Origin of the sequence: Burkholderia sp. 22PA0106 (assembly GCF_047497155.1) — a bacterium.
In the GTDB taxonomy this organism is placed as follows: Bacteria; Pseudomonadota; Gammaproteobacteria; order Burkholderiales; family Burkholderiaceae; genus Burkholderia.
On the sequence record NZ_CP163163.1, the window covers coordinates 3711141 to 3736818 of the forward strand.

The following is a 25678-nucleotide window of genomic DNA, read 5'->3' on the forward strand; positions in this document are numbered from 1 at the left end:
TGTCAGTAAATTCATGCCACTATAGAAGCTCCTTCATCTACGGCGTGGGGAATGATGGACTGGGAGACGTCATTCGAGTTGTATCTGGGACATTTGTGCGAAGCGCTTGAGCATAACGATCGGGAAGCAGGATTGAGGGGCTATTGCCAAGGGCTGATGCTGCCAATTCGACGCAAGAGCGTCGAGCCGCTGGCGGCACATCTGGAACCGGAGCATGTGAGCGCGCGACACCAGTCGCTGCATCATTTCGTGGCGAAGTCGGGATGGTCCGATACGGCGCTGCTTGAGCAAGTGCGGCGTTGGGTGCTGCCGCACATGGACCCGACTGATGGGTTGTACTGGATCATTGACGACACGGGATTTCCCAAGAAGGGCAAGCATTCGGTCGGCGTGGCGCGGCAATACTGCGGCCAGTTGGGCAAGCAGGACAACTGCCAGGTTGCGGTGAGTCTGTCGGTGGCGACGGAAGACGCAAGCCTACCAGTGTCGTATCGACTGTATCTGCCGCGTGAATGGAGCGACGATCCCGCGCGACGACAGAAAGCAGGCGTACCCGATGAAATTGAGTTTGCAACCAAACCGGAGATTGCGACTGAGCAGTTGCGCGAAGCACGGCAAAGCGGCGCGCCCGACGGTATCGTGTTGGCCGATGCCGGCTATGGAGACGACACCTCGTTTCGCGAAGCCGTTAGCGAGTTCGGGCTGCAGTATGCGGTGGGAATTCGCTCGAACACGCGTGTATGGGCGCCGGGCACCGCTCCTCTACCGCCCGAGCCCTCCACGGGGAAATCGGGCCGGCCGCGTAGCTTGTTAAGGCGCGCGCCCGGACATGAGCCGATCGGAGTCAAGGATCTGGCCTCGACGCTCGATGCCTCGCGCTATCGCAACGTGATATGGCGCGAAGGCACGTGCGCCGCGCTCAGTTCGCGCTTTGCCGCCGTGCGAGTGCGTGCCTCACACCGCGATTATTGGCGGTCCACACTGCGCGATGAGGAATGGCTGCTAATCGAATGGCCTGAAGGTGATGCGGAGCCACTCAAGTATTGGCTTTCGACTATGCCCCCGGACACGACGCTCGAACGCATGGTTCATGTCGCCAAGATGCGCTGGCGTATCGAGCGGGACTATCAGGATCTCAAGCAGGAATTCGGCCTGGGACACTTCGAAGGGCGCGGTTGGCGTGGATTCCATCACCATGCATCGTTGTGTGTCGCCGCCTACGGGTTTCTTGTTGCTCAACGCCTCATTCAAGGCGACAGTAAAAAAAACTCCGCGATCCGCGACCCATTTGCCTTACCCTCGGATTACGTGCCACGCGGGTCCCCAGCGCGCGCAGCGCCACGTAGCTGATTCCATCACCACGCTGCGCTGGCGTATCGCCGCGTACATCGCGCGTCGGCTCCTGCGATGTCCGTTTTGTTCAGCGTTTAAGATTAATTTTTTGACACAGTAAGACTAAGAAGCTGTTGCGAAATTAGTTATCCAGAGATTTGAGACGTGTCCAGCAAATCAAGGCACAAGCCAAAGACATAAAGGCCTCGTGTACATGAGCGTAGCGTTCATAACGAATTTTGAGCCGTCGAAACGAGTGCAACCAGGCAATCGAACGCTCCACTGGCCAACGTGTTTTTCCCAGTCCACTGCCATGTGGCGCGCCGATTTTTGCGAGCATCGGCGTGATGCCGCGCTCACGCAAGCGCTGCCGATGGGGCTCAGAACTGTAGCCCCGGTCGCCTTGTATGATTTGCGGCTTGCGCAGCGGACGTCCCCGCTTGCCCCTGATGTGTGGAATGGCATCGACCAGCGCATCAAGCTGGGTAATGTCGTGACGGTTTGCTGCACTCAGGATGACCGCGAGCGGGATGCCTTGCGCGTCGACGATGAGGTGGTGTTTGCTGCCGAGCTTGCGCCGGTCCGTGGGATTCGGGCCGGTTTTTTTCCCGCCAGTACGGCGCGGATCGATGAGCTATCGACGAGCGCACGCGAGAGGTCGATTTCGCCACGGCGACGCAACTCGGCCAGCAACGTTTCGTGGATGCGTTGCCAGACGCCGGCCTGTTGCCACGCCACGAGCCGTCGCCAGCAAGCCGTGCCTGAACCACATCCCATTTCTTGCGGGAGTAGATTCCACGCAATGCCCGAGCGCAACACGAACACAATGCCTGCCAGCACCGCGCGGTCGGGTGTCGGTTTGCGGCCTGCATACTGGCGATTGCGTGGTGCTCGCACCGGCAGCAGCGGTTCGATGAGTGACCACAATTCGTCGTCTATCAGTTCTTTCGGCATCGCTTCCTGTTGGGCAAAACAAGACAGAAAGTTAACACCAAGTCGGAAAAGTTTAACAGACCCAAAACCTAATTTCGCAACAGCTTCTAAGTCATGAAAATAATTTTTATCGCGTTCTCTATCGCTTCATTACTTTCTGCTTGCTCGAACAAGGATAATCAATTGCCTTCGAAATCTGATATGGATCGTGTACGTGCGAATCTCGCCTTCGTCTGTGTGCACCAAGCAGATCACCTGTTGCCGCTCGATCCTCAGGCGGACGAGTTTTTTAAATACGGTCTGTATCTTGAGAAGCAGGACGGCCCCAAAGATTTCAATAGCGCCGCACGCTATTACCGGATCGCGGCTGCCTACGGTCACTACAAAGCTAATCAAAACCTACAACGGCTGGTTTCGCAAGGCTATGCGGATTCGCCGTACCCGGATGTGGAAACGATTGATCTGGTGGATCAACTGATCAAGGCAGGCGTGCCCGGTGGGTATTACGACATGGGCCACTACCTTGAGTTGGGCTATGGCGTAAAACAGGACGCTGATGCGGCACGACGATACTTTCGCAAGGCGGCGGACATGGGTAGCCCGGAGGCGCAGGCCTACATCGGCGATCTGCTGGCTCCGATAGATAGGTCACCCGACGTTGCTCGACAGATGCGCCAATGTGCCGCCGAACAAGAGCACGCAGATGCAGCTGACACCTTGGGTATGGATCTTCAAACTGACAAGCTCTTTCCGGAGGCTGTAAAAGCTTATCAAATGGCGGTGGCAGGGGGGGATCGGCTTGCTGCCTTGACGCTTGAGGAGGGATTTGGAGCGCCTCCTGAGACAAACGGATTGTATTACCTCGCGTTACCCGATGATCCGGAGCGATCCCGTCGATACGAGTTGATCTGGAAGTTCTTCGATCGCAACGACGGTCGCAACCCCAAAGTCCCGGACATCGACAAGATCGTTCCGCTGCCGCCCGCCAAGCTTCCAGCATGGGATGGCACATTCCAGTGGCAGAAAGAGCAGGACGCTGCGGTGCCACCACCCAAGCCGTCGGAAGAACTGCTCGACCAGCTTGCAAAGACCAAGCACCTCGATCCGGCAACTGGCTTGCCGCTGTCCACTGCTGTTTCGAAGACATCGTCGGCGGATGCGCCGACAGCGACGCGCGCACGCCTGCAGATCGGAACGACAGCGAGAGCGGGGGCACGCTGCCCTGAGGGCGGCGTATGGTGTGCCCAGATTCGTCCGGGGCTTCAGGCCAATACGACGCGGAACTTCAATCGAGGCGATGTCTTTCCGTTGCTCGATATCTACGAACCTCGTCCGCTGGCGTTGCTCGACAGCGTACTGGGAAAGCGCCGCTACACGACGGACGTGATTTGGAAGCTGATTTCTCATGGAAAAGAGGCGTGATGAACCGATCCGCTTGCGTGAGCGCCTTGGGTTTTATTCGTACGTCCACCCGCTGGTCGAGGGTGGGCTGAGGCTATGAAGCTCACTGTCTTGACAATCTGTCTGACGATCCTTGTGAGTGCCTGCTCGAACAAGGATCGTCAATTGCCTTCGCAATCCGATATGAACGGCGTTCGTGCGAACCTCGCCTTCGTCTGTGTGCACCAGGCAGATCACCTGCCGCCGCTCGACGCGCAGGCGGACGAGATTTTTAAATACGGCCTGTATCTTGAGAAGCAAGATGGTCCGAAAGACTTTAATAGCGCCGCACGCTATTACCGGATCGCTGCCGCTTACGGTCACTACAAAGCGAATCAAAATCTCCAACGTCTAGTTTCGCAAGGCTATGCAGATTCGCCGTACCCGGATGTCGAAACGATTGATCTGGTGGATCATCTGATCAAGGCGAGCGTGCCGGGGGGATATTACGACATGGGCCATTACCTTGAACTCGGCTATGGCGTGAAGCAGGACGCTGACGCGGCACGACGATACTTTCGCAAGGCAGCGGACATGGGTAGCCCGGAGGCACAAGCGTACATCGGCGATCTGTTGGCACCGATAGATAGGGCACCCGACGTCGCTCGACAGATGCGCCAATGTGCCGCCGAACAAGGGCATTCAGATACTGCAGACACCTTAGGCATCGATCTAAAAAATGACAAGCTCTTCCCGGAAGCTGTAAAAGCTTTTCAAATGGGAGTGGCAGGGGGAGATACGTTGGCCGCCTTGGCTCTTCAGGAGGGATTCGGGGCACCTCCTGAGACAAACAGGCTGTATTACCTCGCTTTATCCGGTGATCCGGAGCGATCCCGCCGGTACAAATTGATCGGAAACTTCATCGATCGCAACGACGGTCGCAACCCCAAGGTCCCGGACATCGACAAGATCGTCCCATTGCCGCCGGCCAAGCTGCCGGCATGGGACGGCACGTTCCAGTGGCAGAAAGAGCAGGACGCAGCAGTGCCACCGCCCAAGCCGTCGGAAGAACTGCTCGACCAGCTTGCAAAGGCCAAGCACCTCGATCCGGCAACGGGTTTGCCGTTATCGACTGCTGATTCGAAGACATCGTCGGTGGATGCACCGACAGCGACGCGCGCACGCTTGCCGATCGGAACGACGGCGAGAGCCGGGGCACGCTGCCCGGAGGGCGGCGTGTGGTGTGCCCAGATTCGTCCGGGGCTTCAGGCCGATACGACGCGGAACTTCAATCGAGGCGATGTCTTTCCGTTGCTCGATATCTACGAACCTCGTCCGCTGGCGTTGCTCGACAGCGTATTGGGAAAGCGTCGCTATACGACGGACGTGATCTGGAAGCTGATTGCTCATGGAAAAGAGGCGTGATGAAACGATCCGCTTGCGTGAGCGCCTTGGGTTTTATGCATACGTCCACCCGCTGGTCGAGGGTGGGCTGAGGCTATGAAGCGCACCGTCCTGACAATCTGTCTGACGATCCTTGTGAGTGCCTGCTCGAACAAGGATCGTCAATTGCCCTCGCAATCCGATATGGCTGGTGTGCGAGCGAATCTCGCCTTCGTCTGTGTGCATCAGGCAGATCACCTACCGCCGCTCGACCCACAGGCGGACGTATTTTTTAAATACGGCCTGTATCTTGAGAAGCAAGATGGTCCGAAAGACTTCAATAGCGCCGCACGCTATTACCGGATCGCGTCCGCCTATGGTCACTACAAAGCCAATCAAAATCTGCAACGACTGGTTTCGCAGGGGTATGCGGATTCGCCGTACCCGGATGTCGAAACGATTGACCTGGTGGATCAACTGATCAAGGCAGGCGTGCCAGGTGGGTATTACGACATGGGTCACTACCTCGAACTGGGCTATGGCGTGAAGCAGGACGCTGATGCGGCACGACGATACTTTCGCAAGGCAGCGGACATGGGTAGCCCGGAGGCGCAGGCCTACATTGGCAATCTGCTGGCTCCGATAGATAGGGCACCCGACGTCGCTCGACAGATGCGCCAGTGTGCCGCAGAACAAGGGCATTCGGATGCAGCTAATACTTTGGGTATCGATCTTAAAATCGATAAGCATTTCCAGGAGTCTGTAAAAGCTTTTCAAATGGCGGTTGCAGGGGGAGATACGCTGGCCGCTTTGGCTCTTCAGGAGGGGTTCGGGTCACCTCCTGAGACAGACAGACTGAATTACCTCGCGTTACCTGGTGATCCGGAGCGATCCCGCCGGTACAAATTGATCGGGAACTTCATCGATCGCAACGACGGTCGCAACCCCAAGGTCCCGGACATTGACAAGATCGTTCCATTGCCGCCGGCCAAGCTTCCAGCATGGGACGGCACATTCCAGTGGCAGAAAGAGCAGGACGCAGCAGTGCCACCGCCCAAGCCGTCGGAAGAACTGCTCGACCAGCTTGCGAAGGCAAAGCACCTCGATCCGGCAACCGGCTTGCCGCTCTCGACTGCTGATTCGAAGACATCGTCGGTGGATGCACCGACAGCGACGCGCGTACGCCTACCGGTCGGAACGACGGCGAGAGCCGGCGCACGCTGCCCGGAGGGCGGCGTATGGTGTGCCCAGATTCGTCCGGGGGTTCAGGCCGATACGACGCGGGACTTCAATCGAGGCGATGTCTTTCCGTTGCTCGATATCTACGAACCTCGTCCGCTGGCGCTGCTCGACAGCGTATTGGGAAAGCGCCGCTATACGACGGACGTGATCTGGAAGCTGGTCGCTCATGGAAAGGAGGCGTGATGAAACGATCCGCTTGCGTAAGCGCCTTGGGCTTTCTGCGTACGTCCACCCGCTGGTTAAGGCATGGCTTCCTGTCCGGCCAAACAAGACAGAAAGTTAACACCGCGTCGGAAAATCAACAGGCCAAAACACTAATTTCGCAACAGCTTCTTCAATTGTGCGGATGGTCATGCGGCGCGGCTTCAGTTCAGTTCAGTTCAGTTCAGTTCAGTTCAGTTCAGTTCAGTTCAGTTCAGTTCAGTGAAGCGCAGGCGGTTGCCGAACGGGTCCGCCACCGTCAGTTCGCGCCCCCACGCCTGCGTCTCGATGCCGGGCCGCGCGAAGCCATAGCGTTTCGCGATCAGTTCGGCATGCAAAGCATCGATGCCCGCCATCGGCACGAACACCGTCGAGCCGGGCGTGGCGTCGCCGTGATGCTCGCTCACGTGCAGTTCGAGATCGCCGCGCTTAAGCGCCATGTAAAGCGGCAGGCCCGGCTCGAAGCGGTGTTCCCACAACACCGTGAAGCCGAGGAAGTCGACATAGAACTCGCGTGCCTTGGCCTCGGAGAAACTGCGCAGAACCGGAATCGCGGAATGGATCTTCATCGAGGCCTCGAACGGTAAGAGAAGAGGTGCACGGCGGTTACGCGAAACGGGGCAACGCACCGCGAAAGAGCGATAGGGCGATACGGCCAACGGTATGCGTCGGCCTGCACGCGCCGAACCGCTCACATCGTACCGCCCGCCTCGCGCCGCGCATCGCCCCCCGCGCGCCGTCACGCCGCCGTCAAAACCACGCGCTCGCCAACCCGATCAACGCGCCGCCGCCCAGCAGCCACAGCGGATGCACCCTCGTGCGCCAGGCCAGCGCCGCGCAGGCGGCCGTAATCCCCCATTGCAGCGCGGTGCCGTTCGAGGCCTGCGAGATCAGCAGCGCGCTGGCCGCCACCAGCCCGGCCGTGACGGGCATCATGCCCTGCTGCACGTAGCGCCGCCACGGCCGGTCGCGAAAGCGCTCCCAGGCGTGCAGCACCAGCATCGTCACCACCGACGACGGCCCGAACTTCGCCAGCGACGCCACCAGCAGCCCCGACCAGCCCGCCACGTGCCAGCCCACCAGCGACACGATCATCATGTTCGGCCCCGGCGCGGCCTGCGCCAGCGCGAACAGCGCCGTGAATTCGGAGGCCGGCATCCAGTGATGCACCTCCACCACCTGCCGCTGCATTTCGGGAAGAATCGTGTTGCCGCCGCCGAACGCGAGCAGCGAAAGCTGCGAGAAGATGGCGGCCAATGCGCCCAGCGTGTCGCTCATCGCGCACCTCCTTGCTTGCCGGCCCCGCCGGCCTTGACCTGCATGTGTCCGCGCGAGGCGAGCCAGATGCTGACAGGCGTCAGCACCAGCATGGTGGTCAAGAGCGGCAGCCGCACCAGCGCGATCGCCACGAACGCCAGCAGCGCCACGCCGGCCGCGGCCGGCACATGGCGCAGCGGCTTGGCGACCTTGATCGCCATCGCCACCAGCAGCCCCGCCGCCGCCGCGGCCAGGCCGCCGAACAAGTGCTGCACGCGCGGGTCGCCCTGCGTCTTCGCGTAGATCACGCCGAGCCCCACCACCACCAGCGTCGGCCCCGCGATCAACCCGAGCAGCCCGGCCAGCGCGCCCGGCACGCCGCGAAAGCGCATGCCGATCGCCACCGACATGTTGATCACGTTGCCGCCCGGCAGGAACTGGCACAGCCCGAGCAGGTCGGTGAATTCCTCGGGCGTGAGCCAGCGGCGCTCGTCCACCACGGCGCGCCGCACGAACGGCAGCGCGCCGCCGAACGACACCAGCCCGAGGCCGAGAAAACCGAAGAACAGTTCGGCGATGCCGACCGCGCGCGGCGGGGCATCGTGCGAGACGGGTGAAGACATGGGGAATCCTGAATGATGGCAATCGATGCGGCGAGATTACGCCGGTCGGCGGCCTCGGCAAAACGATTTCTCGGCCCGCGCTTTGTGATCTACACTCACAAGCATGACACGCCAACTGCCCCCGTTCCCGGCGCTTCGGGCCTTCGAAGCCGCTGCCCGCCATGAAAGCTTCAGCGCCGCCGGCGACGAACTCCATGTGACTCACGGTGCGATCAGCCGGCAGGTCGCCGCGCTCGAAACCTGGCTCGGCCGGCCGGTGTTCCACCGCCACGGCAAGCGCGTGCGCCTGACCGAGGACGGCCGCCGCTACCTGGCGTCCGTCTCCGACGCGTTCGATCGCATCGCGCTCGCCACCGAGAAGATGCGCGACACCTCGCCCGCCCACGTGCTGCGCATCAACGCGCTGCCCACGCTAGCGATGAAGTGGCTGCTGCCGCGCCTCTCGCGTTTCCAGCGCGACATGCCGAACGTGGAGCTGAAGCTGTCCACCTCGAACGCGCCGCTCGACACGCTGGAAGGCCAGTACGACGTGGCGATCCGCACCGGCCCCGGCCGCTGGCCGAACCGCGCGGTCGGGCACTTTCTCGACGAAACGCTGTTGCCGGTCTGCACGCCCGCGCTGCTCGCGCGCATGCCGATCGCCCAGCCCGACGATCTGGCGCGCCACGTGCTGCTGCATTCGGATACGCGGCCGAGCGCGTGGCGCGACTGGTTCGCCGCCGCCGACACGCCGATGCGCGGGCGCAAGAAGCAGTCGTTCGATCACTTCTACCTGGCCTTGCAGGCCGCGGTGGACGGCCTCGGCGTGGCGCTCGGCCCGCTGCCGCTGATCGACGACGAACTGGCCGGCGGCCGGCTCGTCACGCCGCTCGACGGCCCGCGCATCGCCACCCGCAGCTACTGGTGGATCGCGGCGCGCGACGCGCCGCCGGTGGTCGCGAAGTTCTGCGCGTGGCTCGACGCGCAGGCGTCACGCCATTGAGGAAACCGAAACGAAGGAGCCCTGAGCCAGCGCTCAGACCACCGGCCCCGGCTCCTTCTCGCGCCGCAGCAGCGCGTACAGGATGATCGCGCCGAACGTGGCGGTGCCGATGCCGCCGAGCGCGAAGCTGCCGAGCTTCAGCGAGAAGTCGCCCGCGCCGAGCACCAGCGTGACGGCCGCCACGATCAGGTTGCGGTTGTCGGAGAAATCCACGCGGTTCACGACCCAGATCCGCGCGCCCGTCACCGCGATCAGCCCGAACACGACGATCGACACGCCGCCCAGCACCGGCCCCGGAATCGTGCGGATCAGCGCGCCGAACTTCGGCGAGAAGCCCAGCCCGATCGCGATCAGCGCGGCCACCGCGAACACCAGCGTCGAATAGATGCGCGTGACGGCCATCACGCCGATGTTCTCGGCGTAGGTGGTCACGCCGGTGCCGCCGGCGCTGCCCGACACCACCGTGGCGAGCGCGTCGCCGAGGAAGGCGCGGCCCACGTAGCGATCGAGGTTGTGGCCCGTCATCGCGCTGACGGCCTTCAGGTGGCCGAGGTTCTCGGCCACCAAAATCACCGCCACCGGCACCAGCAGCAGCATCGCGCGCGGCTCGAACACCGGCGCGGTGAAGCTCGGGATACCGAACCAATCGGCATGCGCCACCACCGCGAAATCGATCGGCGTGCCGAGGCCCATGCCGTTGGTGACGATCGCGTAGATCACATAGGCGATCAGCAGCCCGATCAGGATCAGCAGGCGCTGCATCATGCCGCGCGCGAACACCGCCACCCCGCCCACGCACAGCACCGTGACGAGCGCCATGACGCTGTCGAACGTGCTGCCGCTCACGCCCTTCACGGCGATCGGCGCGAGGTTCAGGCCGATCACGGCGACGATCGCGCCGGTCACGACAGGCGGCATCAGCGCCTCGATCCAGCGCGTGCCGATCGCCGACACCACCAGCCCGATCACGCCGTAGGCCACCCCGCAGGCGATGATGCCGCCCAGCGCGACGGGGATGTTGGCGTTCATGCCAGTGCCGCCGTAGCCGGTCACGGCGATCACCAGGCCGATGAACGAGAAGCTCGAACCGAGGTAGCTCGGCACCCGGCCGCCCACCACCACGAAGAACAGCAGCGTGCCGATGCCCGACATGAAGATGCAGAGGTTCGGATCGAAGCCCATCAGCAGCGGCGCGAGCACGGTCGAACCGAACATCGCCACCACGTGCTGCACGCCCATCGCGACCATCTGCGGCCAGGCCAGCCGCTCGTCGGGCGCCACCACGCCATCGGCGCCGCGCGCCGCGACGCGCCAGCGCGGGAAATAGGAATCGGCCATCGGCGGCTCTCCTCTCGGTTGTCGGTTTCGTGTCGTCATCGCGACATGGGGGGCGGCGGCCAGGCACGGCGCGCCGGATGCGGATCAGGCGCGAGTGTACGAAGCGGAAACGGGCCTGACAAGCCGGGGAGACTGCGAGGGGAGGAACGGCGGGGGGATGGCGGAGGAGAAGCGGGAAACGCGGAGAAACCTGGCCGACACCGCGCGCGGCGCCGGCATCGTTGCCCGGGCCGCTCGCGTGTCGTCGATCAGTTCAGATACTGGAACAGCGAGAGGTTCGCCACCGACGAGAACGCCTTCTGCGCGGCCGTCAGCGCGTTCTGCACCTGCAGCAACTGCGAGATGGCGGTCGGCATGTCGGCTTGCGACAGGTCGGACAGCGCGTTGGTGGTGATCGTCGAGCTGTTGGCGGTGACGGTCTGCATCGCCTTCACCTCCGATTCGCGGCCACCCACCGAGGCCTGCACGGTGGTGATGTTGGTCAACGCGTTCTGGATCTTCGCCATGCCGGTGGAGATCGAGTTCTGCAGCGTGGCGTTGGCCGTGGCGTCGCTGCCGGCGGGCTGCTTGAGCGCGGCGATCACCGAATCGAGCGCGCCGAACAGGTCCGTGCCGGCCTGCGGGGCGGGCGTCAGCGAGAACGTGTCGCCAGACGCCGGCTTGCCCGAAATCACGATGCTCTGGCTGCCGACCGTGATCGCGGTGCCGGCCGTGTACGTCTGCGCCGTGCCGGTGCTCGGCGGCGTGGTGGAGTTGTCGGTCACCGTGTAGGTGGGTGCTGCCGACGTGCCGCCGAACGTGATCGTGAAGTTGTCGTTGTTGGTGGGGTCGCCCGGCTTGCCGGCCGTGACCGTGCCGACCGTGCCCGAGCCGGTGTTGCCCGCGCCGCCGGCGGGCACCGCCACGCTGCCGACCGCCTGCACCGACAGGAACACGTTCACGCCGCTGTCGCCCTGCGACACGCTCTGCGTGTCGGAGATCTGCACGTTGCGCTGGCCGGTGTCGCCCGAGAAGCTCACGCCGCCCGCCGACGAATTGGTGAACGGCTGCGCCGTGCTCTGGAAGCCCGCGAAGATGTAGTTGCCGGCGCCGTCGGTGGTGTTCGCCAGGTTCAGCAGCGTGTCGCGCTGGCCTTGCAGTTGCGCCGCGAGCGCGGCGCGGTCGCTGTCCGACAGCGTGCCGTTGATCGCGTTGCTGAGTTTCGGCACGATCGCGTTCAGCGTGCTGGTCACGCTGCTCAGCGTCGAATCTTCCAGTTGCAGCGCATTGAGCGCGGTCGACTGGTTGGTCGAGTATTGCGACAGCGTGGCCGACGAAGCCGACAACTGCACGGCCTGCGCGGCCCCCAGCGGATTGTCGGCCGCCGTCAACAGCAGGTTCCCGCTCGCCACCTGCTGATACAGGGTGGAGATCTGGGATTCCTGGTTGTTCATCAACTCGATGTTCTGCGTATAGAACTGCGAAGTCGCGATGCGCATGATGATCGATTCCGTCAGTTGAAGATGCCGAGCAGCGTGGTGAACAGGGTCTGGGCGGTCTGGATGACCTTGGCGTTGGCCTGGTACATCTGCTGGTACTGCACCAGGTTCGCCGCTTCCTCGTTCTGGTTCACGCCCGACACGGATTGCTGCTGGGTGGTGATCTGGCTGACCACGCCGGTTTGCGCGGAACTGGCCGCACTGAGCCGCGCCGCGGTGTTGCCGACGTTGTTGACGTAGCTGCTGTAGGCCGTGGTCAGCGTGGTGGTGCCGCCGTCGAAGGCCTTCGAGGTGGCCAGCGACGACAGCAACTGCGCGTTGCGGCCGTCGTTCGAGGCGCCGCCCGGGGCGATCGTGAACGTATCGCCGTTGGACGGCGTGTCCGACAGCGTGACCGACACGTTGTTCATGACGCCGGCCGGCGGCGGCTGAACCGTGCTGGTGATGGTCAGCGTCGCGCCCTGGGTCGGGTCGTACGGCACTTGCGTGGTGCCGTCGGCGATCGTCACCGTGGTGGGCGGCGTGGTGCCGATCGTCACCGTGGTGCCGGCCGGGAAGCCCGTCAGCGATTTCGACGCCGAGTTGTAGGTCAGCGTGGTGGTGGACGACGGCATCTGATAGCCCGCCGTGACCGTGCCCTGGGTGATCTTGCCGCTGCCGGTGTTGCTGGCGCTGGCGCTGGCCGTCACCGGGGCGGCGGCGGCGATCGCCGAGCCGTCGGTGGCCGCCACGGCGAAGCCGTTCAGCGCGCCGCGGGTCGGCTCGATGGTGAACGAATCGCCGGCGTTCATGGTGCCGGTGGCCGACAGCTTCAGGCCGCCGAGCGTGGCCGGCAGCGAAGTGGCCGTGCCCACCACGTCGCCCGATGTCTTGTTCTTGAGCGTGTAGGTGGTGCCGTCGTACGACAGCGTGTAATCACTGTTCGGCGGCTGCTGGGCGTTGTCGAAGCTGGCCGACAGCACGCCGGTGCCGGTGTTGTTCAGGTTCGTGATGGTGGTGGGCGCGGGCACCGTGAACAGGTTGCCGCCCGGCTTGCCGTTCGCGTCGATGCCGAGCGCGTTCTGCGCGTTGGTCTGCGCGGCGAAGCTGACGGCGATCGCGCCGAGCTGCGCTTCGGCCGGGTCGAGCGTCTGGCTGCGGAACTGTAGCGCGCCGCCGATCGAGCCGCCCGTCACCGTGCTGTCGGCCAGCACCTGCGGCGTGCCGCCGGTGGTCGTCGAACTGCTCTGCACGGCCAGCGACAGCTCGCTCGGGTCCGATGCCGACGGCACCGTGGTCATCTGGTAGCTGGTGTTGCCGAGCACCAGCGGCTGACCGTTGCCGATCGTCACCGTGTAGCTGCCGTCGCTTTGCGTGGTGACCGTTGCGCCCACCAGTTGCGACAGGCTGGCGACCGCCTGGTCGCGCGTGTCGAGCAACTGGTTCGGCGGCTGGCCCGACGAACCCGCCACCGCGATCTGCTGGTTCAGCAGGGCGATTTGCGAGGTCAGCGCGTTGACCTGGGTGGCCGAGTTCTGCAGTTGCGAGTTGACCTGGGTGCGCAGCGCGTCGAATTGCGCGCCGGCGGAGGACAACTGGGCCGCGAGCGTCTGCCCGGCGCTGAACGCGGTGGCGCGCGTCGCTGCGCTCGCCGCGCCGTTGGCGACGTTCTGCAGACCGGTGAAATAGCTGGAGATGGCCGCGCCCACGCCGCCCGTCGGGCTGCCGACGTAGTTGTTCAGCGTGGCGACCAGCGACGAATACGAACTCAGCGCGCTGCCGGTGGTGTTGGCCGCGTTCAACTGGGCCGACAGGTACTGGCTGTACTGGCGCTGCACCGTGACGGTCGACACGCCGCTCGGCAGATAGCCGCTCGACGTGTACTGGCCATCGGTTTCGGCATACACAGGGCGCTCGACCGAATAGCCGGCGGTCGCCTGGTTGCTGATGTTCTGGCCGGTGACGTTGATACCCCATTGGGCAGCGTTGAGGCCGCTGAGTCCAATGTTCAGGAGATTGTTGGACATGAATGCCGGCCGCGCACGGCCTCCGGGAAAGGGACACCCGGTATAACGGCCGCAGCCGGCGGAAATTGAGGCCGCGCGCGCGAATTTCGGCGGCGGCCCTCGGGCCGGAAAGCGGCGTGCGTCAGCCCCGGGCGAGCTGGCGGCGCTTGACTTCGAGTTGCGTGATCAGACGTTGCAGCGTGTTCTCGGCGGAGCCCGGCAGCGACGCGAAACGGAAGCCCGCCTGATAGCGGCGCACCCCGTTCGGCACGTCGATGCTGCGCATCGACACCAGTTGCAGATCGAGCGACAGCTTGCCGTGCGTGGCCAGGCTCAGTTCGACGTCCGGCAGCGTCACGCCCGGATCGAGCGCGGCCGCGCGTTCGTCGGTGGTGCGCAGGCCGATGCCGCCGAGCGAGATGTTATCGATCTCGAACGTGAACGAATCGCCGTCGGGCAGCGTGCCGCGTGCGATGTACGGATCGAGCATCGGCGCATCGACGCGGAAATACTCGCGGCGCTGCACGAAATACAGCACTTCCGGGAACGCCGCGAGAAACGCCGGGCGGCCCTCGAAATCGACCTGGGTGGGCGTGCCGATCGAGAACTCCACACGTACGCCGTCGGGCAGCGCCTCGAACGCGCCGCGCTTGGCGGCCAGCAACTGGGCGTTCTGCGCTTCGAGCGCGCCCCAGTCGAACGTGAACGCGCCGCCGCGCACATCGACGGCGAGAATGCGCGTGACGAGCTGCCCGCCCGCATAGCGGACCGTGAGGAAATCCCCGCGATTCAGGAGGTTGCGCAACTGCACGCCAATTTCGAGCGGGTTGCGACGTCCGTAATCGGGAAGGGAATCGTCGTCCTCCGACGTGGCGGTCTGTGCTTCGGTGTTCATGGTGTTGGCTTGCCGGATGTCATCTTCTGCCTGGCGCCGGCTTGCCCGGTCGCACGGAGTGCCGGCGGCGTGCACGGCCGCGGCTTGCTCGACGCGGACCTCGAACGGCCCGCAGCGTCAGCGCAGAGTGTAGATCGAAATCGTTCGTAATTCTTTGGCTAAAAGTAAATTCAACAGGAGATATACCTGAAAACGCGTAGAAAATGTTGCCGAATTATCAATAAATTAAGGGTTAACCCTCGGTCAATTGTGCGTTCACGTTGCGCTCTGCGACATAAAGCGCCAGCACGTTGCGCGCTTTACACGATTTGACGCAATATCGAGATCAGCTTTTTGGCGTAATGCGGGTCGGTCGCATAACCGGCGCGCTGCATGCCGTTCGCAAAGCCTTCCGGCGTGCTCGCCGTGTTCAATACGCCGGCGTAACGCGGGTTGCTCTTCAGCATCGTGGCGTAGTCGGTCATCGCGTGCTGGTACGAATCGTAGGCACGGAACTGCGCCACCACGCGATGCGGCTGGCCGTTCACGTATTCGGTCGTGACGGCCGACACGGTGCGCCCGGTCCAGTTCTTGGTCGCCTTGATGCCGAACACGTTGTAGCTCGACTGGCCGTCGCGGCCGCGAATCTCGCGCTTGCCCCAGCCCGATTCGAGCGCGGCCTGGCCGACGATGAAGCGCGCCGGAATGCCGGTGGCGGCGCTGGCCGCCTGCGCCGCATCGGCCACCTTGCCGACGAAATGGTCCTGATCGGGCGACGCGCCGTTGCCCTTGACGGGCGGCGTCAACGCGCTCTCGGCCGAATAGCCGTTGCCGCCGAAATGGTTGTTGGCGCGCGCGCTGGCCAGCGCCTGCGCCAGCGCATTGCTGCCCGCGAGGCCGCCCTCGTCGTCGCCCATCGCGTTCATCGCGGCGCTCATGCCGCCCGCGCCCGCCGCGCCGCCGGCCGCACCGCCCTGCGCGCCGCCGAGGTTCTCGTTGCGCATCAGTTGCTTCATCAGCGCGTCGGCCACGCCGATGCCGTGCTTGGCCATCTGCTGCGAGAGCTGCTGGTCGAGCATCGAGGTGTAGAGCTTCGAGGTGTTCGAGTCGAACACGCCGTCCTGCGGCGTGGCATCGCGCATGCTCTTGAGCATCATCTGCGCGAACATCGCGTCGAACTGGGTGGCGACCTGCTTGAGCCCGGTGCCGGGCGACGCGTTGGCCTGCTGGCGCATCGCGTCGAAGCCCTGCAGGTCGAGCGCGAAGCGCTGGGTCAGGTCGGCGGAATTGGCATTCGGAAGATTGGCCATCAGATGATCTCCAGGTCGGCCCGCAGCGAGCCGGCGGCCTTCATGGCCTGCAGGATCGACATCAGGTCGGCCGGTGTCGCGCCGAGCGAGTTCAGCGCCTTGACCACGTCGGCGAGATTCGCGCCGGCGGTCACCATGCGCAGCGCGCCGTTATCCTGCTTGAGCTGGATCTGCGACTGCTGCGCCACCACGGTTTGTCCATTCGAGAACGCGCCCGGCTGCGACACCACCGGTTGCGTGTTGACCACCACCGACAGATTGCCGTGCGCGACCGCGCAGCTTTGCAGCGTGACCATCTGGTTCATCACGATCGAGCCGGTGCGCGCGTTGAGGATGACCTTGGCAGCCGCGCGATCGGGGCTGACCTCGAGGCTCTGCAGGCGGGCCATGAACGCCACCTGCTGCGCCGGATCGGCCGGCGCGGTCAGTTGAATCGTGCGGCCGTCGAGCGCGGTGGCGATGCCGGGGCCGAAGCTCGAATTGACCGCCGTGACGATGCGCTCGGCGGTGCCGTAATCCATGTCGTTCAGTTGCAGTTGCAGCATGCCGTTCATCTGCGCCAGCGCGTTCGGCACCGAGCGCTCGACGATCGCGCCGCCGGCGATGCGGCCGGCCGCGAGCTGGTTGACCTGCACGCGGCTGCCGTTGGCGCTCGCGCCCGCGCCGCCCACCGCCATGTTGCCCTGCGCCAGCGCGTACACCTGGCCGTCCGCGCCCTTCAGCGGCGTCAGCAGCAGCGTGCCGCCGCGCAGGCTCTTGGCGTTGCCGAGCGACGAGACGGTCACGTCGATCGCCTCGCCCGGCCGCGCGAACGGCGGCAGCGTGCCGGTCACCATCACGGCCGCGACGTTCTTGAGCTGGAGGTTCGACAGCGAGGCCGCGCCGCCCGTCGAGGTGCCGTTGTTGATCGAGATGCCGAGGTTCGCGAGCATGTTCGCGAGCGTCTGCGTGGTGAACGGCGTCTGGGTGGTCTGGTCGCCCGTGCCGTCGAGGCCCACCACCAGGCCATAGCCGATCAGCGGGTTGTCGCGCACGCCCTGGATCTGCACCAGATCCTTGAGGCGTTCGGCATGCGCCGGCCGAGCCGGCAGCAGCAGCATCGCGCAGGCCAGCGCCACCAGCGCGAGCCAGGCCAGATAAGGCAGGCGCGCCAGGCGCGGGGCGCGCGGCTGGGATGAAAAACGGAGGTTGGAACGGCGGGGCATCGGGGTCACCACGGCGCGACGTTGAGGAAGAAACGCTGCAGCCAGCCCATCGTTTCGGCTTCGTTGATATAGCCCTTCGCCGAGTATTCGATGCGCGCGTCGGCCACCTGGGTCGAGAACACCGAGTTGGCACCCGAAATCGAGGTGGGATTGACCACGCCCGAGAAGCGCACGTATTCGTTGCCCTGGTTGATCAGCATCTGCTTCTCGCCGCTGACCATCAGGTTGCCGTTCGGCAGCACGTTGGTGACGGTCACGGTGATCGTGCCGCTGAACGTGTTGGCGGCGGTCGCGCCGCCCGTCGCGGTGAACTTGTTGCTGCCGGTGGCCGACAGGTTCGCCTTGTTGAACAGGCCGCCCATGAAGCCGGCGGTCGGCACGTTGAAGTCGGTGCTGCCGCCGCGGTTGGCGTTGGCGCCCGACGACTTGGTGGCGTTCACGTTCTCGGCAATCATGATGGTCAGGATGTCGCCCACGTTGCGCGGCCGCTGATCCTCGAACAGCGGCCGGCCCGCGTAACCCGGGTTGAAGATCGAGCCGGGGGCCTGCATTTGCGGCGGCACGGGCGGCACCGCCGTCATCGGCTGTTGCGTGAGCGGCGGGTGCGGAATCTGCGCACAGCCGGTACACACGGCCAGGACGGCGAGTGCGGCAAAACGGAAAGGGCGAACCTGCTTCATGACAACCTGCCGTGCTCGTTAACTCTTCATCTGCGTGACGGTCTGCAGCATCTGGTCGGACGTCGTCACGGCCTTGCTGTTGATCTCGTAGGCACGCTGGGTCTGGATCATGTTGACCAGTTCCTGCACCACGTTCACGTTCGAGGATTCCACATAGCCCTGGTTCAGCGAACCGGCGCCGTTCAGGCCCGGCGTCGTGACGTTCGGCACGCCCGACGACGAGGTTTCGGCGAACAGGTTCTGGCCGAGCGCCTGCAGGCCTTCCGGATTGATGAAGGTTGCGACCTGCATCGCGCCGATCTGCGTCGAGGTGGCGTTGCCCGGCTGCGTGACCGTGACCACGCCGTCCGAGCCGATCGTGATCGAGGTGGCCGTCTGCGGCACCGTGATGCCCGGCAGCACCTGATAGCCGCTCGACGTGACGAGCTGGCCCTGCGCGTTGGTGTGGAACGAGCCGTCACGCGTGTAGGCGTTGGTGCCGTCCGGCATCAGGACCTGGAAGAAACCCTGGCCGTTGATCGCGACGTCGCGCGAGTTGCCGGTTTGCTGCAGGTTGCCCTGCGTGTAGAGGCGCTCGGTGGCGACCTGCTGCACGCCGGTGCCGAGCTGCAGGCCCGACGGCAGTTCGGTCTGCTGGGTCGAGTTCGCACCGGGCTGACGCACGGTTTGATACAGCAGATCCTCGAACACCGCGCGCGAGCCCTTGAAGCCGTTGGTGCTCACGTTCGCGAGGTTGTTCGAGATCACGTCCATCTGCGCCTGCTGCGCATTCATGCCGGTCGCGGCGATGTAAAGAGAGCGGTTCACTGTGTTTCTCCTGGAGACGCCGGGTTCAGCTGAAAGTGAGGATCTGGTTGGCCGACTGTTCGTTCTGGTCGGCGCTCTTGATCAGGTTCGTCTGCAGCTGGAAGGCCCGCGCGTTGTCGAGCATCGACACCATCGCGCTGACCGGATTGACGTTGCTGCCTTCGAGCGATTCCGCCGCCACCTGCACGGTCGGGTCGGGATCGGCCGGATTGCCGTCGCTGGTGCGGAACAGGCCGTCGTCGCCGCGCGTCATGGTGTTCGGGTCCGGGTTGACCAGCTTGAGCTGATCGACCATCGCCACGGCCTGCGGCGGGTCGCCGGCGGCCAGCACCGACACCGTGCCGTCCACGCCGATCGTCACCTTGGCGTTCGGCGGCACGGCGATCGGGCCGCCCTGGCCGAGCACCGGCAGGTTCGAGGCGTTCACCAGCTGGCCGTTCTCGTCCACGTGCAGGTTGCCGGCGCGCGTGTAGGCCTCGCTGCCGTCCTTGGCCAGCACCGACAGCCAGCCCGGGCCTTCCACCGCCACGTCCAGCGGGTTGCCGGTACGCGTGATGGGGCCGGCCGAGTAGTCGGCGCCCGGCGTCGAGCTGAGCACGAAGGTGCGGGTGGTATCCGGGTTGCTGGCCTCGCCGAAATTCATCGGCACGGCCCGGTAGGTCGCGAGTTGCGCGCGAAAGCCCGTCGTCGACGTGTTCGCGAGGTTGTTCGCGATCGTGGACTGCTGGTCGAGGGCCTGGCCCGCGCCCGTCATCGCTGTATAAATCAGTCGGTCCATGGTCGTCCGTCAGGAAATCGCGCGCCGCGCGTTACAGGTTGATCAGCGTCTGATCGACGGTCTGCTGGGTCTTGATCGTCTGCGCGTTCGCCTGGTAATCGCGTTGCGCCGTGATCAGGTTCACCAGTTCGCCGGTCAGGTCGGTGGTCGACGCTTCCGTCGTGCCGCCCTTCAGCGCGCCGTGGTTGGTGGTGCCGGCCACGCCGATCTGCGGCACGCCCGAGGCGGTCGTCTGGATGTACTGGTTGCCGCCGACGCTGGTCAGCCCGTTCGGGTTGTTGAAGTTGACCACCACCACCTGGCCCAGCGTCATCGTCTTGCCGTTCGAGTAGATGCCGCTGACGGTGCCGTCCGTGCCGACCGAGTACGAGGTCAGCGAGCCGGTCGGGAAGCCGTCGGCCACCAGGTTCGACGAGGCGCTCTTGCTGGTCGAGAACTGCGTCGAGGTCGACAGGTCCAGCGAGATCGCCTGCGGGCTCACCGCGCCGGTGCTGTTCGGCACGCTCAGCGAGAACTTGCCGAGCGAGGTGGTGGCCGCGCCGGTGGCGGCGCTGGTCGAGCTGACCAGCTTGCCCGAGCTGTTGAACGTCATCGAACCGATGTCGGTCGGCGTGGTGTTGTCGGCGCCCGCGTACACCTCCCAGGTGCCCGTGGTGGTCGACTTCACGAAGTACAGGTTGACGTTCTGCTGGTTGCCGAGCGAATCGTACGTTTGCACCGGCTGGCGCAGCGTGTAGCTGGTCGAATCGGTGTAGTTGAACGGCGTGGTGGTTTGCGTCGTGTCGGTCTGGCTCAGGTTGAACTGGCCCGTGATCGCGGTGGACGCCTGCGGGGAAATGTTGCCCTGCGGCGCCGACAGCGGCTTCAGCGAGGCGGTGTTGATGGTGCCGTCGGCGTTCACGCCGTAGCCCATCAGGTTCGCGCCGGCCGAGTTGACGATGTTGCCGTTCGCGTCGGCGTGGAACTCGCCGTCACGCGTGTAGGTGGTGGTGCCGTTGCTGCTGACCTGGAAGAAGCCGTTGCCCGAGATCGCCATGTCGAGCGGGTTCTGCGTGCTCGTCAGCGAGCCCTGCTGGAACACCTGCGCGACGGCCGCGAGCTGCGTGCCGATACCGATGCCGTTCGCGACCGCGGTCGACACCGAGTTCGCGTACAAATCCGAGAACTGCGCCGTGGCGGCCTTGAAGCCGACCGTGTTCGCATTGGCGATGTTGTTGCCGATCACGTCGAGGTCGTTCGACGCACCTTGCAAACCGCTCAAACCCTGTTGGTAACCCATGTTGGTCTCCGTCGGCCTGTGGCCGGATCAATCGATTAGGAAGAAGCGTTCGAGTCTTTCGACGAATCCGAGCCGCTGGAGCCGGAACCCGAACCGCTCGAAGCCGAGGACGACGCCGACGGGAAGATCGCGCCGATGTCGGACAGGCCGACGGTCGAGCCGTTCGACAGCGCCAGGCCTGCCGAGCCGTCGGCCTGGCGAACCACGCCCTGCACCTGGGCCACCGTCATGGTGGTGGCGTTGGCGGTGGCGCCGGTCGAATCCGTGTACGTCGCGCTGATCGTGTAGGCGCCATCGGCCAGCGGCGCGCCGGTCGAATCGGTCGGCGTCCAGGTCAGCGGCACCGTGCCGGCCGACTGCGCGCCTTCGTTGACGGTATTGACCACCTTGCCGGTCGAATCCTTGACCGTGATGGTCAGGTTCGACGCCGCGGTCGTCAGTTGCACGCCGAACGCCGTGGTGGCGCCGCCGGACACGTTCAGCGTGCTGCCCGGGGCGAGCACGTTCGAGCCGACCAGCAGGGCGGCCTGGGTCGACTGGCCGGCCGTGATCTGCGACGACAGCGAGGTCAGCGACGAATTGAGCTGGGCGATGCCGCTCACCGTGTTGATCTGCGCGAGCTGCGAGGTCATCTGCGAGCTGTCGACCGGGCTCGTCGGGTCCTGGTTCTGCAACTGGGTGACCAGCAGCGTCAGGAACGTCTGTTGCAGATCCGCCGCCGACGTGCCCGTCGAGTTGGCGTTCATGGTGTCGGTCGGCGTGTTCGTGACGGTCGTGCCGCTGCCGCTGATGGGGGTACTCATGTCCGGGTTGCCTTTCGCGAATGCGCTCGCGGATCGCTATGTCAGTTACGGGATTACGCGGAGAGCGTCGGCCTTCAGGTGCCGATCGTTAAAGTCTTCAACATCAATTGCTTGGCGGTGTTCAGCGTCTCGACGTTGGCCTGGTACGAGCGCGAGGCCGAGATCATGTTCACCATTTCCTGTACCGGGTCGACGTTCGGCAGCGTCACGTAGCCGTTCGCGTCGGCCGTCGGGTTCGACGGGTCGTAGCTGGTCTTCATCGGCGTCGGATCGTCGATCACCTGCTTGACCTGCACGCCGCCCACGCCCTGCCCCGAGCCGGTGCGCGCGCCGCCGATCGGCTGGGTCTCGAACACCACCTGCTTGGCGCGGTACGGCTTGCCGTCCGGGCCGGTCACGCTGTCCGCGTTCGCCAGGTTCGATGCGGTCACGTTCAGGCGCTGGGATTCGGCGGACATCGCCGAACCGGCGACGTCGAAGATATTCATCAGCGAAGGCATGGGAGTTCCTCGTGTGCGGCGTGGGTGACGAGCGGCGGGCGGCGGGTTAGCTGCCCGACTGGATCGCGGCGAGCATCGCCTTGATCTGGCCGGTGACCGCCGTCATCCCGGCCTGGTAATGAATGGTGTTGTCGGCGAACTGCACGCGTTCCGCGTCGAGATCCACCGTGTTGCCGTCCAGCGACGGCTGGCGCGGGATGCGGTACGACACGCGGCCGTAGTCGTCGCTCGGGCCGCCGGTGGCGCTCAGGGTGGTCTTGCCGCTCATGTGGCCGGCCTCGGTGGACACCAGCGTCATGCCGCTCGTCACGCCGGCCGGTTGCGTCATCGGCAGCCGCGACGCGTTGTCCGCGCCGGCCTGGCCGCTCTGGTGCGACAGCGCACGGCCCAGCGCCGCGCCGAAATTGACGTCGCGGGCCTGGTAGCCCGGCGTGTCGGCATTGGCGATGTTCGACGACAGCAGTTCCTGCCGGTACGCGCGCACGTCGAGCGCCTGGCGGTTGAACGCGAATTCGGAATCGAGTTTGTCCAGCATCGGGCATTCCTCCATCGGAAGCGGGGCGGCGTCCCGTCGCCACGACGCGCAGGACGCGGCAGGCACAGAGACGCTTTTCGATGACATGCATCGTAGGCGCGAGACGCAAGCGGCAATCGGAGGAATAACCGGCAAAGCCCCCCTCTATTCATCGTTTGCCGGATGGACCGTCTCCCTAGAATGCGATCCGTACCAACGGTTTTCAGGAGGCGGCGATGGCGACAGCATCTGGCCGTGTGCGCGGATTCGGCGCACGCGCCGCACGCCGCATGGCGGCCGCGCTCGGCCTGGCCGTGTTGCTGCCGGCCGCCGCGCTGGCCCAGACGGCCGGCGGCGACGGGATGATCGTGATCCCGGGCCGCGGCGAATCGGCCGAAGCGGCGCTGTCGAACGCCACCGCGCACGGCATCGCCAACCCGGCGCCGCGCGGCCCGTCGAGCCTGAACGCCTACAGTTCGGCCGACTTGCGCAACGCTTACGGCGGCGGCAGCGCCGCCTCGGGCGGCGCGCCGTCGCACGACATCGTATTGAGCGGCGATCCGAACGCCGCGACCGGCGTGGTGACGGGCGGCAACGCCGCGATGCGTGCAGCCGCCACGGCGCCGATGGCCGAGCCGCCGTTGTATCCCGACAACCGCGCCGCCATGCCGCAGGCGAGCCCGGCCGCCGCTCAATCGGCCACTCAACCGGCCGCGCCGAACGCTCAGGCCGGTTACGCGGCCGGCTATGCCGCCGGCATCGCGGCCGCCCGTCGCGCGGCGGCAGCCTCCGCGCTGCAAACCGCCCCGGCGGCACCTACCGCACCCACGCCTGCGCCGACCTCGGTCAAATCCGGTTACCAGCCCGCCGTCTATCGCGCGCCTGCCGTGCCGGCCCCGTCGGCCGCCGCTCGCGCGCAGCAAGTCGCCCCGGTGGTCGCGCAGGACGCGCCGCCCGCCACGAACGCGATGCGCTATGCCCGGCCGGGCATCCTGCGCGTGTCGGCACACCCGTCCGCCGTGCCGATCTCACCCGCGGCACCGGCCGAAACCGGGGCCGCGCCGCAAGCCGCCGCAGCCGCAGCGCCGGTCGCCGACGGCCAGCAGGACCCGGAGGCGATCCGCCAGGCCGCACTCGCGTTTCTGCGTCAGCAGACCGCCGGCCTGCCCGGCAAGGCGACCGTGACCGTCTCGCCGGCGTTCCCGCGCGGGCTGGCGGCCTGCACGACGCTCGAACCGTTTCTGCCGCCCGGCGCGCGTCTGTGGGGCCGCACCACGGTCGGCGTGCGCTGCGCCGGTGCGAAACCGTGGACGCTGTTCCTGCAATCGAAGATCACGGTGCAGGGCACCTATTACGTGGCCGCCCGCGCGCTGTCGCCCGGCGACGTGCTGACGGCGGCCGACCTGACGCCGCGCGACGGCGACCTGACCATGCTGCCGCTGGCGATCGTCACCGATCCGTCACAGGCAGTCGGCGGCACCGCCCTGATGCGCGTGGCACTCGGGCTGCCGCTGCGCCAGGACATGCTGCGCAGCGCCTCGGCGGTCAGCATCGGCCAGACCGTGCGCGTGGTGGTGGCCGGCCATGGGTTTTCGATTTCGTCGGAAGGCAGTGTGCTGAACAATGCGGGGCCAGGTCAGCAGGTGCGGGTGCGGATGGCCGAGGGGCAGATCGTGATGGGGGTGGTGAAGGACTCGGGGACGGTCGAGATTCCTTTATGATGGCCGTTCGGCCGAGGCAGCCGGAAAGATTGCAAAGTTTTGTTTCTGAAAGCCTTTACTGAGGATCGAGCGCTAAAGTTCGGCCCTGCGATGCCGTTATCTCGCTCAAATCGTTCAGGAAAGCCCATCGTGAAAATCGATTCCTCCTCCGCCTCCAATGTCCGCCCGGCGTCCACCGACGCCGCTTCGTCGCGCACGCAGGCCAGCGCCGCCGCTCCGGCCGCGCCCGCCGCGACCGACACGGCCTCCGCCAGCAGCGACGCCAACGTGAACCTGTCGTCCCTGTCGACCAACCTGCAATCCCTCGCGGCGTCCGGCTCGTCCGACATCGACACCGCGAAAGTCCAGTCGATCCGCGACGCGATCAGCAACGGTTCGCTGTCGATCGACACCGGCAAGATCGCCGACGGCATTCTGCAGACGGCGAGCGAACTGTTGCGCACGCCGCCCCAGCTCGGCTGACCGGCCGGCGGTGGGCGACGGCAATCGGCGCGCGGATGGTCCGCACGTCGGCGTTTTGAGCGAGACGCAATGAAAGAAGCACTGTTGGCGACGATCAACGACGAACACGCGACGGTCGAGGCTTTCGCGTCGCTGCTCGCCTACGAGCAACAGGCGTTGACGGCGGCGTCGCCGGCCGAAGCGCTGCCCGGCATCATCGAGCGCAAGACCGAGCTGGTCGAACGCCTCGCCACGCTGGAAAAGCTGCGCGACACCCAGCTCGTGGCCCTCGGCTATCCGGCCGGCCGCGCCGGCATCGACGCCGCCTCGGAGCGCGACCCGAGCGTCGCGAGCCGCTGGCGCCTGCTGCGCGACGCCACCGAGCGCGTGCGTCACGCCAATCTGAACAACGGCATGCTGATCCGCATCCGCATGGACTACAACGAGCGCACCCTGCAGGTGCTGCGCGCGCAACCGCCGCGCGCGGGCCTGTACGGCCCGGACGGCCGCGTCTCGGCGCCGGTTCGCTGAATCCGATTCGCTGAAATGACCGCCGGCGCAGGCAGCCTGGGCTGCCCGCGCCGGTTTTGTTTTGGGCCGCAGGTTGGGCGACAGCCGGGCGCTGCCCGGCC

General features: G+C 65.3%; 25 protein-coding genes. 8 read left to right on the forward strand and 17 right to left on the reverse strand.

The annotated features are described in order from the left end of the window. The first annotated feature begins 54 nt into the window (after positions 1–54). Positions 55–1350: an IS701 family transposase gene (locus AB4850_RS31570; protein WP_414442002.1), complete on the forward strand. Its 1296-nt coding sequence runs from the start codon at positions 55–57 to the stop codon at positions 1348–1350. A gap of 124 nt (positions 1351–1474) precedes the next feature. Here the strand turns inward: AB4850_RS31570 and AB4850_RS31575 are convergent. Further along, a protein-coding gene (locus tag AB4850_RS31575; protein WP_414440148.1) for an IS5 family transposase occupies positions 1475–2286 on the reverse strand; the annotation gives its coding sequence in 2 pieces (ribosomal slippage) (positions 1475–1947 and positions 1947–2286; 813 coding nt in all). A 93-nt stretch (positions 2287–2379) separates the two neighbouring features. Here AB4850_RS31575 and AB4850_RS31580 point away from each other — a divergent pair. From AB4850_RS31580 to AB4850_RS31590, 3 genes are all read left to right on the forward strand, one after another. Next, positions 2380–3687, forward strand: coding sequence for a sel1 repeat family protein (locus AB4850_RS31580; RefSeq protein ID WP_414443326.1), 1308 nt, complete (start codon positions 2380–2382; stop codon positions 3685–3687). A gap of 75 nt (positions 3688–3762) precedes the next feature. Further along, positions 3763–5070, forward strand: coding sequence for a sel1 repeat family protein (locus AB4850_RS31585; protein WP_414443327.1), 1308 nt, complete (start codon positions 3763–3765; stop codon positions 5068–5070). A gap of 75 nt (positions 5071–5145) precedes the next feature. Beyond that, positions 5146–6453, forward strand: a complete 1308-nt coding sequence (locus AB4850_RS31590) for a sel1 repeat family protein (RefSeq protein WP_414443328.1) — start codon at positions 5146–5148, stop codon at positions 6451–6453. Between the two features lie 227 nt (positions 6454–6680). Here the strand turns inward: AB4850_RS31590 and AB4850_RS31595 are convergent, their stop codons facing one another. From AB4850_RS31595 to AB4850_RS31605, 3 genes are all read right to left on the reverse strand, one after another. Continuing rightward, positions 6681–7040 (reverse strand): glyoxalase superfamily protein, encoded by a 360-nt coding sequence (locus AB4850_RS31595; RefSeq protein ID WP_414443329.1) that lies wholly within the window; start codon positions 7038–7040, stop codon positions 6681–6683. A 181-nt stretch (positions 7041–7221) separates the two neighbouring features. After that, positions 7222–7749, reverse strand: a complete 528-nt coding sequence (locus AB4850_RS31600; protein WP_414443330.1) for a chromate transporter — start codon at positions 7747–7749, stop codon at positions 7222–7224. Beyond that, a complete protein-coding gene (locus AB4850_RS31605) occupies positions 7746–8351 on the reverse strand; it encodes a chromate transporter (RefSeq protein WP_414443331.1) in 606 nt (201 codons plus the stop codon). The genes AB4850_RS31600 and AB4850_RS31605 overlap by 4 nt, the downstream gene beginning before the upstream one ends. A gap of 103 nt (positions 8352–8454) precedes the next feature. Here AB4850_RS31605 and AB4850_RS31610 point away from each other — a divergent pair, with 103 nt between their 5' ends. Continuing rightward, on the forward strand, positions 8455–9333 hold the full coding sequence (locus AB4850_RS31610) for a transcriptional regulator GcvA (protein WP_414443332.1): 879 nt from the start codon (positions 8455–8457) through the stop codon (positions 9331–9333). Between the two features lie 33 nt (positions 9334–9366). On the opposite strand, the gene AB4850_RS31615 is transcribed toward AB4850_RS31610, so the two are convergent. From AB4850_RS31615 to flgB, 13 genes are all read right to left on the reverse strand, one after another. Continuing rightward, a complete protein-coding gene (locus tag AB4850_RS31615; protein WP_414443333.1) occupies positions 9367–10671 on the reverse strand; it encodes a solute carrier family 23 protein in 1305 nt (434 codons plus the stop codon). Positions 10672–10919: 248 nt separating this feature from the next. Continuing rightward, entirely contained in the window at positions 10920–12149 is a 1230-nt protein-coding gene (gene flgL / locus AB4850_RS31620; RefSeq protein ID WP_414443334.1) for a flagellar hook-associated protein FlgL, read from the reverse strand. A gap of 14 nt (positions 12150–12163) precedes the next feature. Further along, positions 12164–14155: a flagellar hook-associated protein FlgK gene (flgK, locus tag AB4850_RS31625; RefSeq protein WP_414443335.1), complete on the reverse strand. Its 1992-nt coding sequence runs from the start codon at positions 14153–14155 to the stop codon at positions 12164–12166. Between the two features lie 121 nt (positions 14156–14276). Further along, positions 14277–15029 carry a flagellar brake protein gene (locus AB4850_RS31630; RefSeq protein ID WP_414443336.1) on the reverse strand — a complete coding sequence of 251 codons (753 nt, stop codon included), beginning with the start codon at positions 15027–15029 and terminating at the stop codon, positions 14277–14279. 299 nt (positions 15030–15328) lie between these two features. Beyond that, positions 15329–16318: a flagellar assembly peptidoglycan hydrolase FlgJ gene (flgJ, locus tag AB4850_RS31635; RefSeq protein ID WP_414443337.1), complete on the reverse strand. Its 990-nt coding sequence runs from the start codon at positions 16316–16318 to the stop codon at positions 15329–15331. Beyond that, a complete protein-coding gene (locus AB4850_RS31640) occupies positions 16318–17523 on the reverse strand; it encodes a flagellar basal body P-ring protein FlgI (protein WP_414443338.1) in 1206 nt (401 codons plus the stop codon). Before AB4850_RS31640 ends, flgJ begins: the two co-directional genes overlap by 1 nt. A 5-nt stretch (positions 17524–17528) precedes the next feature. Further along, on the reverse strand, positions 17529–18203 hold the full coding sequence (flgH, locus tag AB4850_RS31645; protein ID WP_414443339.1) for a flagellar basal body L-ring protein FlgH: 675 nt from the start codon (positions 18201–18203) through the stop codon (positions 17529–17531). An 18-nt stretch (positions 18204–18221) separates the two neighbouring features. Next, the gene (gene flgG / locus AB4850_RS31650) at positions 18222–19010 is read right to left on the reverse strand and encodes a flagellar basal-body rod protein FlgG (protein ID WP_414443340.1); all 789 of its coding nucleotides are present in this window, start codon (positions 19008–19010) and stop codon (positions 18222–18224) included. Between the two features lie 25 nt (positions 19011–19035). Next, positions 19036–19788 (reverse strand): flagellar basal-body rod protein FlgF, encoded by a 753-nt coding sequence (flgF, locus tag AB4850_RS31655; RefSeq protein WP_414443341.1) that lies wholly within the window; start codon positions 19786–19788, stop codon positions 19036–19038. Positions 19789–19819: 31 nt separating this feature from the next. Continuing rightward, positions 19820–21067: a flagellar hook protein FlgE gene (gene flgE / locus AB4850_RS31660; RefSeq protein ID WP_414443342.1), complete on the reverse strand. Its 1248-nt coding sequence runs from the start codon at positions 21065–21067 to the stop codon at positions 19820–19822. A gap of 35 nt (positions 21068–21102) precedes the next feature. Continuing rightward, on the reverse strand, positions 21103–21870 hold the full coding sequence (locus AB4850_RS31665; protein ID WP_414443343.1) for a flagellar hook assembly protein FlgD: 768 nt from the start codon (positions 21868–21870) through the stop codon (positions 21103–21105). A gap of 74 nt (positions 21871–21944) precedes the next feature. Then, positions 21945–22370, reverse strand: a complete 426-nt coding sequence (gene flgC / locus AB4850_RS31670; protein ID WP_414443344.1) for a flagellar basal body rod protein FlgC — start codon at positions 22368–22370, stop codon at positions 21945–21947. Positions 22371–22416: 46 nt separating this feature from the next. Continuing rightward, positions 22417–22905, reverse strand: a complete 489-nt coding sequence (flgB, locus tag AB4850_RS31675; protein WP_414443345.1) for a flagellar basal body rod protein FlgB — start codon at positions 22903–22905, stop codon at positions 22417–22419. Positions 22906–23120: 215 nt separating this feature from the next. Between flgB and flgA the strand changes: the two genes are divergently transcribed. From flgA to AB4850_RS31690, 3 genes are all read left to right on the forward strand, one after another. Beyond that, a complete protein-coding gene (flgA, locus tag AB4850_RS31680) occupies positions 23121–24605 on the forward strand; it encodes a flagellar basal body P-ring formation chaperone FlgA (protein WP_414443346.1) in 1485 nt (494 codons plus the stop codon). Between the two features lie 129 nt (positions 24606–24734). After that, a complete protein-coding gene (gene flgM / locus AB4850_RS31685) occupies positions 24735–25067 on the forward strand; it encodes a flagellar biosynthesis anti-sigma factor FlgM (RefSeq protein ID WP_414443347.1) in 333 nt (110 codons plus the stop codon). A 69-nt stretch (positions 25068–25136) separates the two neighbouring features. After that, positions 25137–25577 (forward strand): flagella synthesis protein FlgN, encoded by a 441-nt coding sequence (locus AB4850_RS31690; RefSeq protein ID WP_414443348.1) that lies wholly within the window; start codon positions 25137–25139, stop codon positions 25575–25577. Positions 25578–25678 lie beyond the last annotated feature (101 nt).

Excerpts from the sequence above, each read along its gene's own strand:
- AB4850_RS31610 (WP_414443332.1), top strand. The coding sequence starts at position 8,455 with ATGACACGCCAACTGCCCCCGTTCCCGGCGCTTCGGGCCTTCGAAGCC.
- flgL (WP_414443334.1), bottom strand. The coding sequence starts at position 12,149 with ATGCGCATCGCGACTTCGCAGTTCTATACGCAGAACATCGAGTTGATG.
- flgE (WP_414443342.1), bottom strand. The coding sequence starts at position 21,067 with ATGGGTTACCAACAGGGTTTGAGCGGTTTGCAAGGTGCGTCGAACGAC.
- AB4850_RS31640 (WP_414443338.1), bottom strand. The coding sequence starts at position 17,523 with ATGCCCCGCCGTTCCAACCTCCGTTTTTCATCCCAGCCGCGCGCCCCG.
- AB4850_RS31590 (WP_414443328.1), top strand. The coding sequence starts at position 5,146 with ATGAAGCGCACCGTCCTGACAATCTGTCTGACGATCCTTGTGAGTGCC.
- flgC (WP_414443344.1), bottom strand. The coding sequence starts at position 22,370 with ATGCCTTCGCTGATGAATATCTTCGACGTCGCCGGTTCGGCGATGTCC.
- flgK (WP_414443335.1), bottom strand. The coding sequence starts at position 14,155 with ATGTCCAACAATCTCCTGAACATTGGACTCAGCGGCCTCAACGCTGCC.
- flgF (WP_414443341.1), bottom strand. The coding sequence starts at position 19,788 with ATGGACCGACTGATTTATACAGCGATGACGGGCGCGGGCCAGGCCCTC.
- AB4850_RS31595 (WP_414443329.1), bottom strand. The coding sequence starts at position 7,040 with ATGAAGATCCATTCCGCGATTCCGGTTCTGCGCAGTTTCTCCGAGGCC.
- AB4850_RS31690 (WP_414443348.1), top strand. The coding sequence starts at position 25,137 with ATGAAAGAAGCACTGTTGGCGACGATCAACGACGAACACGCGACGGTC.
- flgA (WP_414443346.1), top strand. The coding sequence starts at position 23,121 with ATGGCGACAGCATCTGGCCGTGTGCGCGGATTCGGCGCACGCGCCGCA.
- AB4850_RS31665 (WP_414443343.1), bottom strand. The coding sequence starts at position 21,870 with ATGAGTACCCCCATCAGCGGCAGCGGCACGACCGTCACGAACACGCCG.
- flgH (WP_414443339.1), bottom strand. The coding sequence starts at position 18,203 with ATGAAGCAGGTTCGCCCTTTCCGTTTTGCCGCACTCGCCGTCCTGGCC.
- AB4850_RS31630 (WP_414443336.1), bottom strand. The coding sequence starts at position 15,029 with ATGAACACCGAAGCACAGACCGCCACGTCGGAGGACGACGATTCCCTT.
- AB4850_RS31615 (WP_414443333.1), bottom strand. The coding sequence starts at position 10,671 with ATGGCCGATTCCTATTTCCCGCGCTGGCGCGTCGCGGCGCGCGGCGCC.
- flgJ (WP_414443337.1), bottom strand. The coding sequence starts at position 16,318 with ATGGCCAATCTTCCGAATGCCAATTCCGCCGACCTGACCCAGCGCTTC.
- flgB (WP_414443345.1), bottom strand. The coding sequence starts at position 22,905 with ATGCTGGACAAACTCGATTCCGAATTCGCGTTCAACCGCCAGGCGCTC.
- AB4850_RS31605 (WP_414443331.1), bottom strand. The coding sequence starts at position 8,351 with ATGTCTTCACCCGTCTCGCACGATGCCCCGCCGCGCGCGGTCGGCATC.
- AB4850_RS31600 (WP_414443330.1), bottom strand. The coding sequence starts at position 7,749 with ATGAGCGACACGCTGGGCGCATTGGCCGCCATCTTCTCGCAGCTTTCG.
- AB4850_RS31570 (WP_414442002.1), top strand. The coding sequence starts at position 55 with ATGGACTGGGAGACGTCATTCGAGTTGTATCTGGGACATTTGTGCGAA.
- AB4850_RS31580 (WP_414443326.1), top strand. The coding sequence starts at position 2,380 with ATGAAAATAATTTTTATCGCGTTCTCTATCGCTTCATTACTTTCTGCT.
- AB4850_RS31585 (WP_414443327.1), top strand. The coding sequence starts at position 3,763 with ATGAAGCTCACTGTCTTGACAATCTGTCTGACGATCCTTGTGAGTGCC.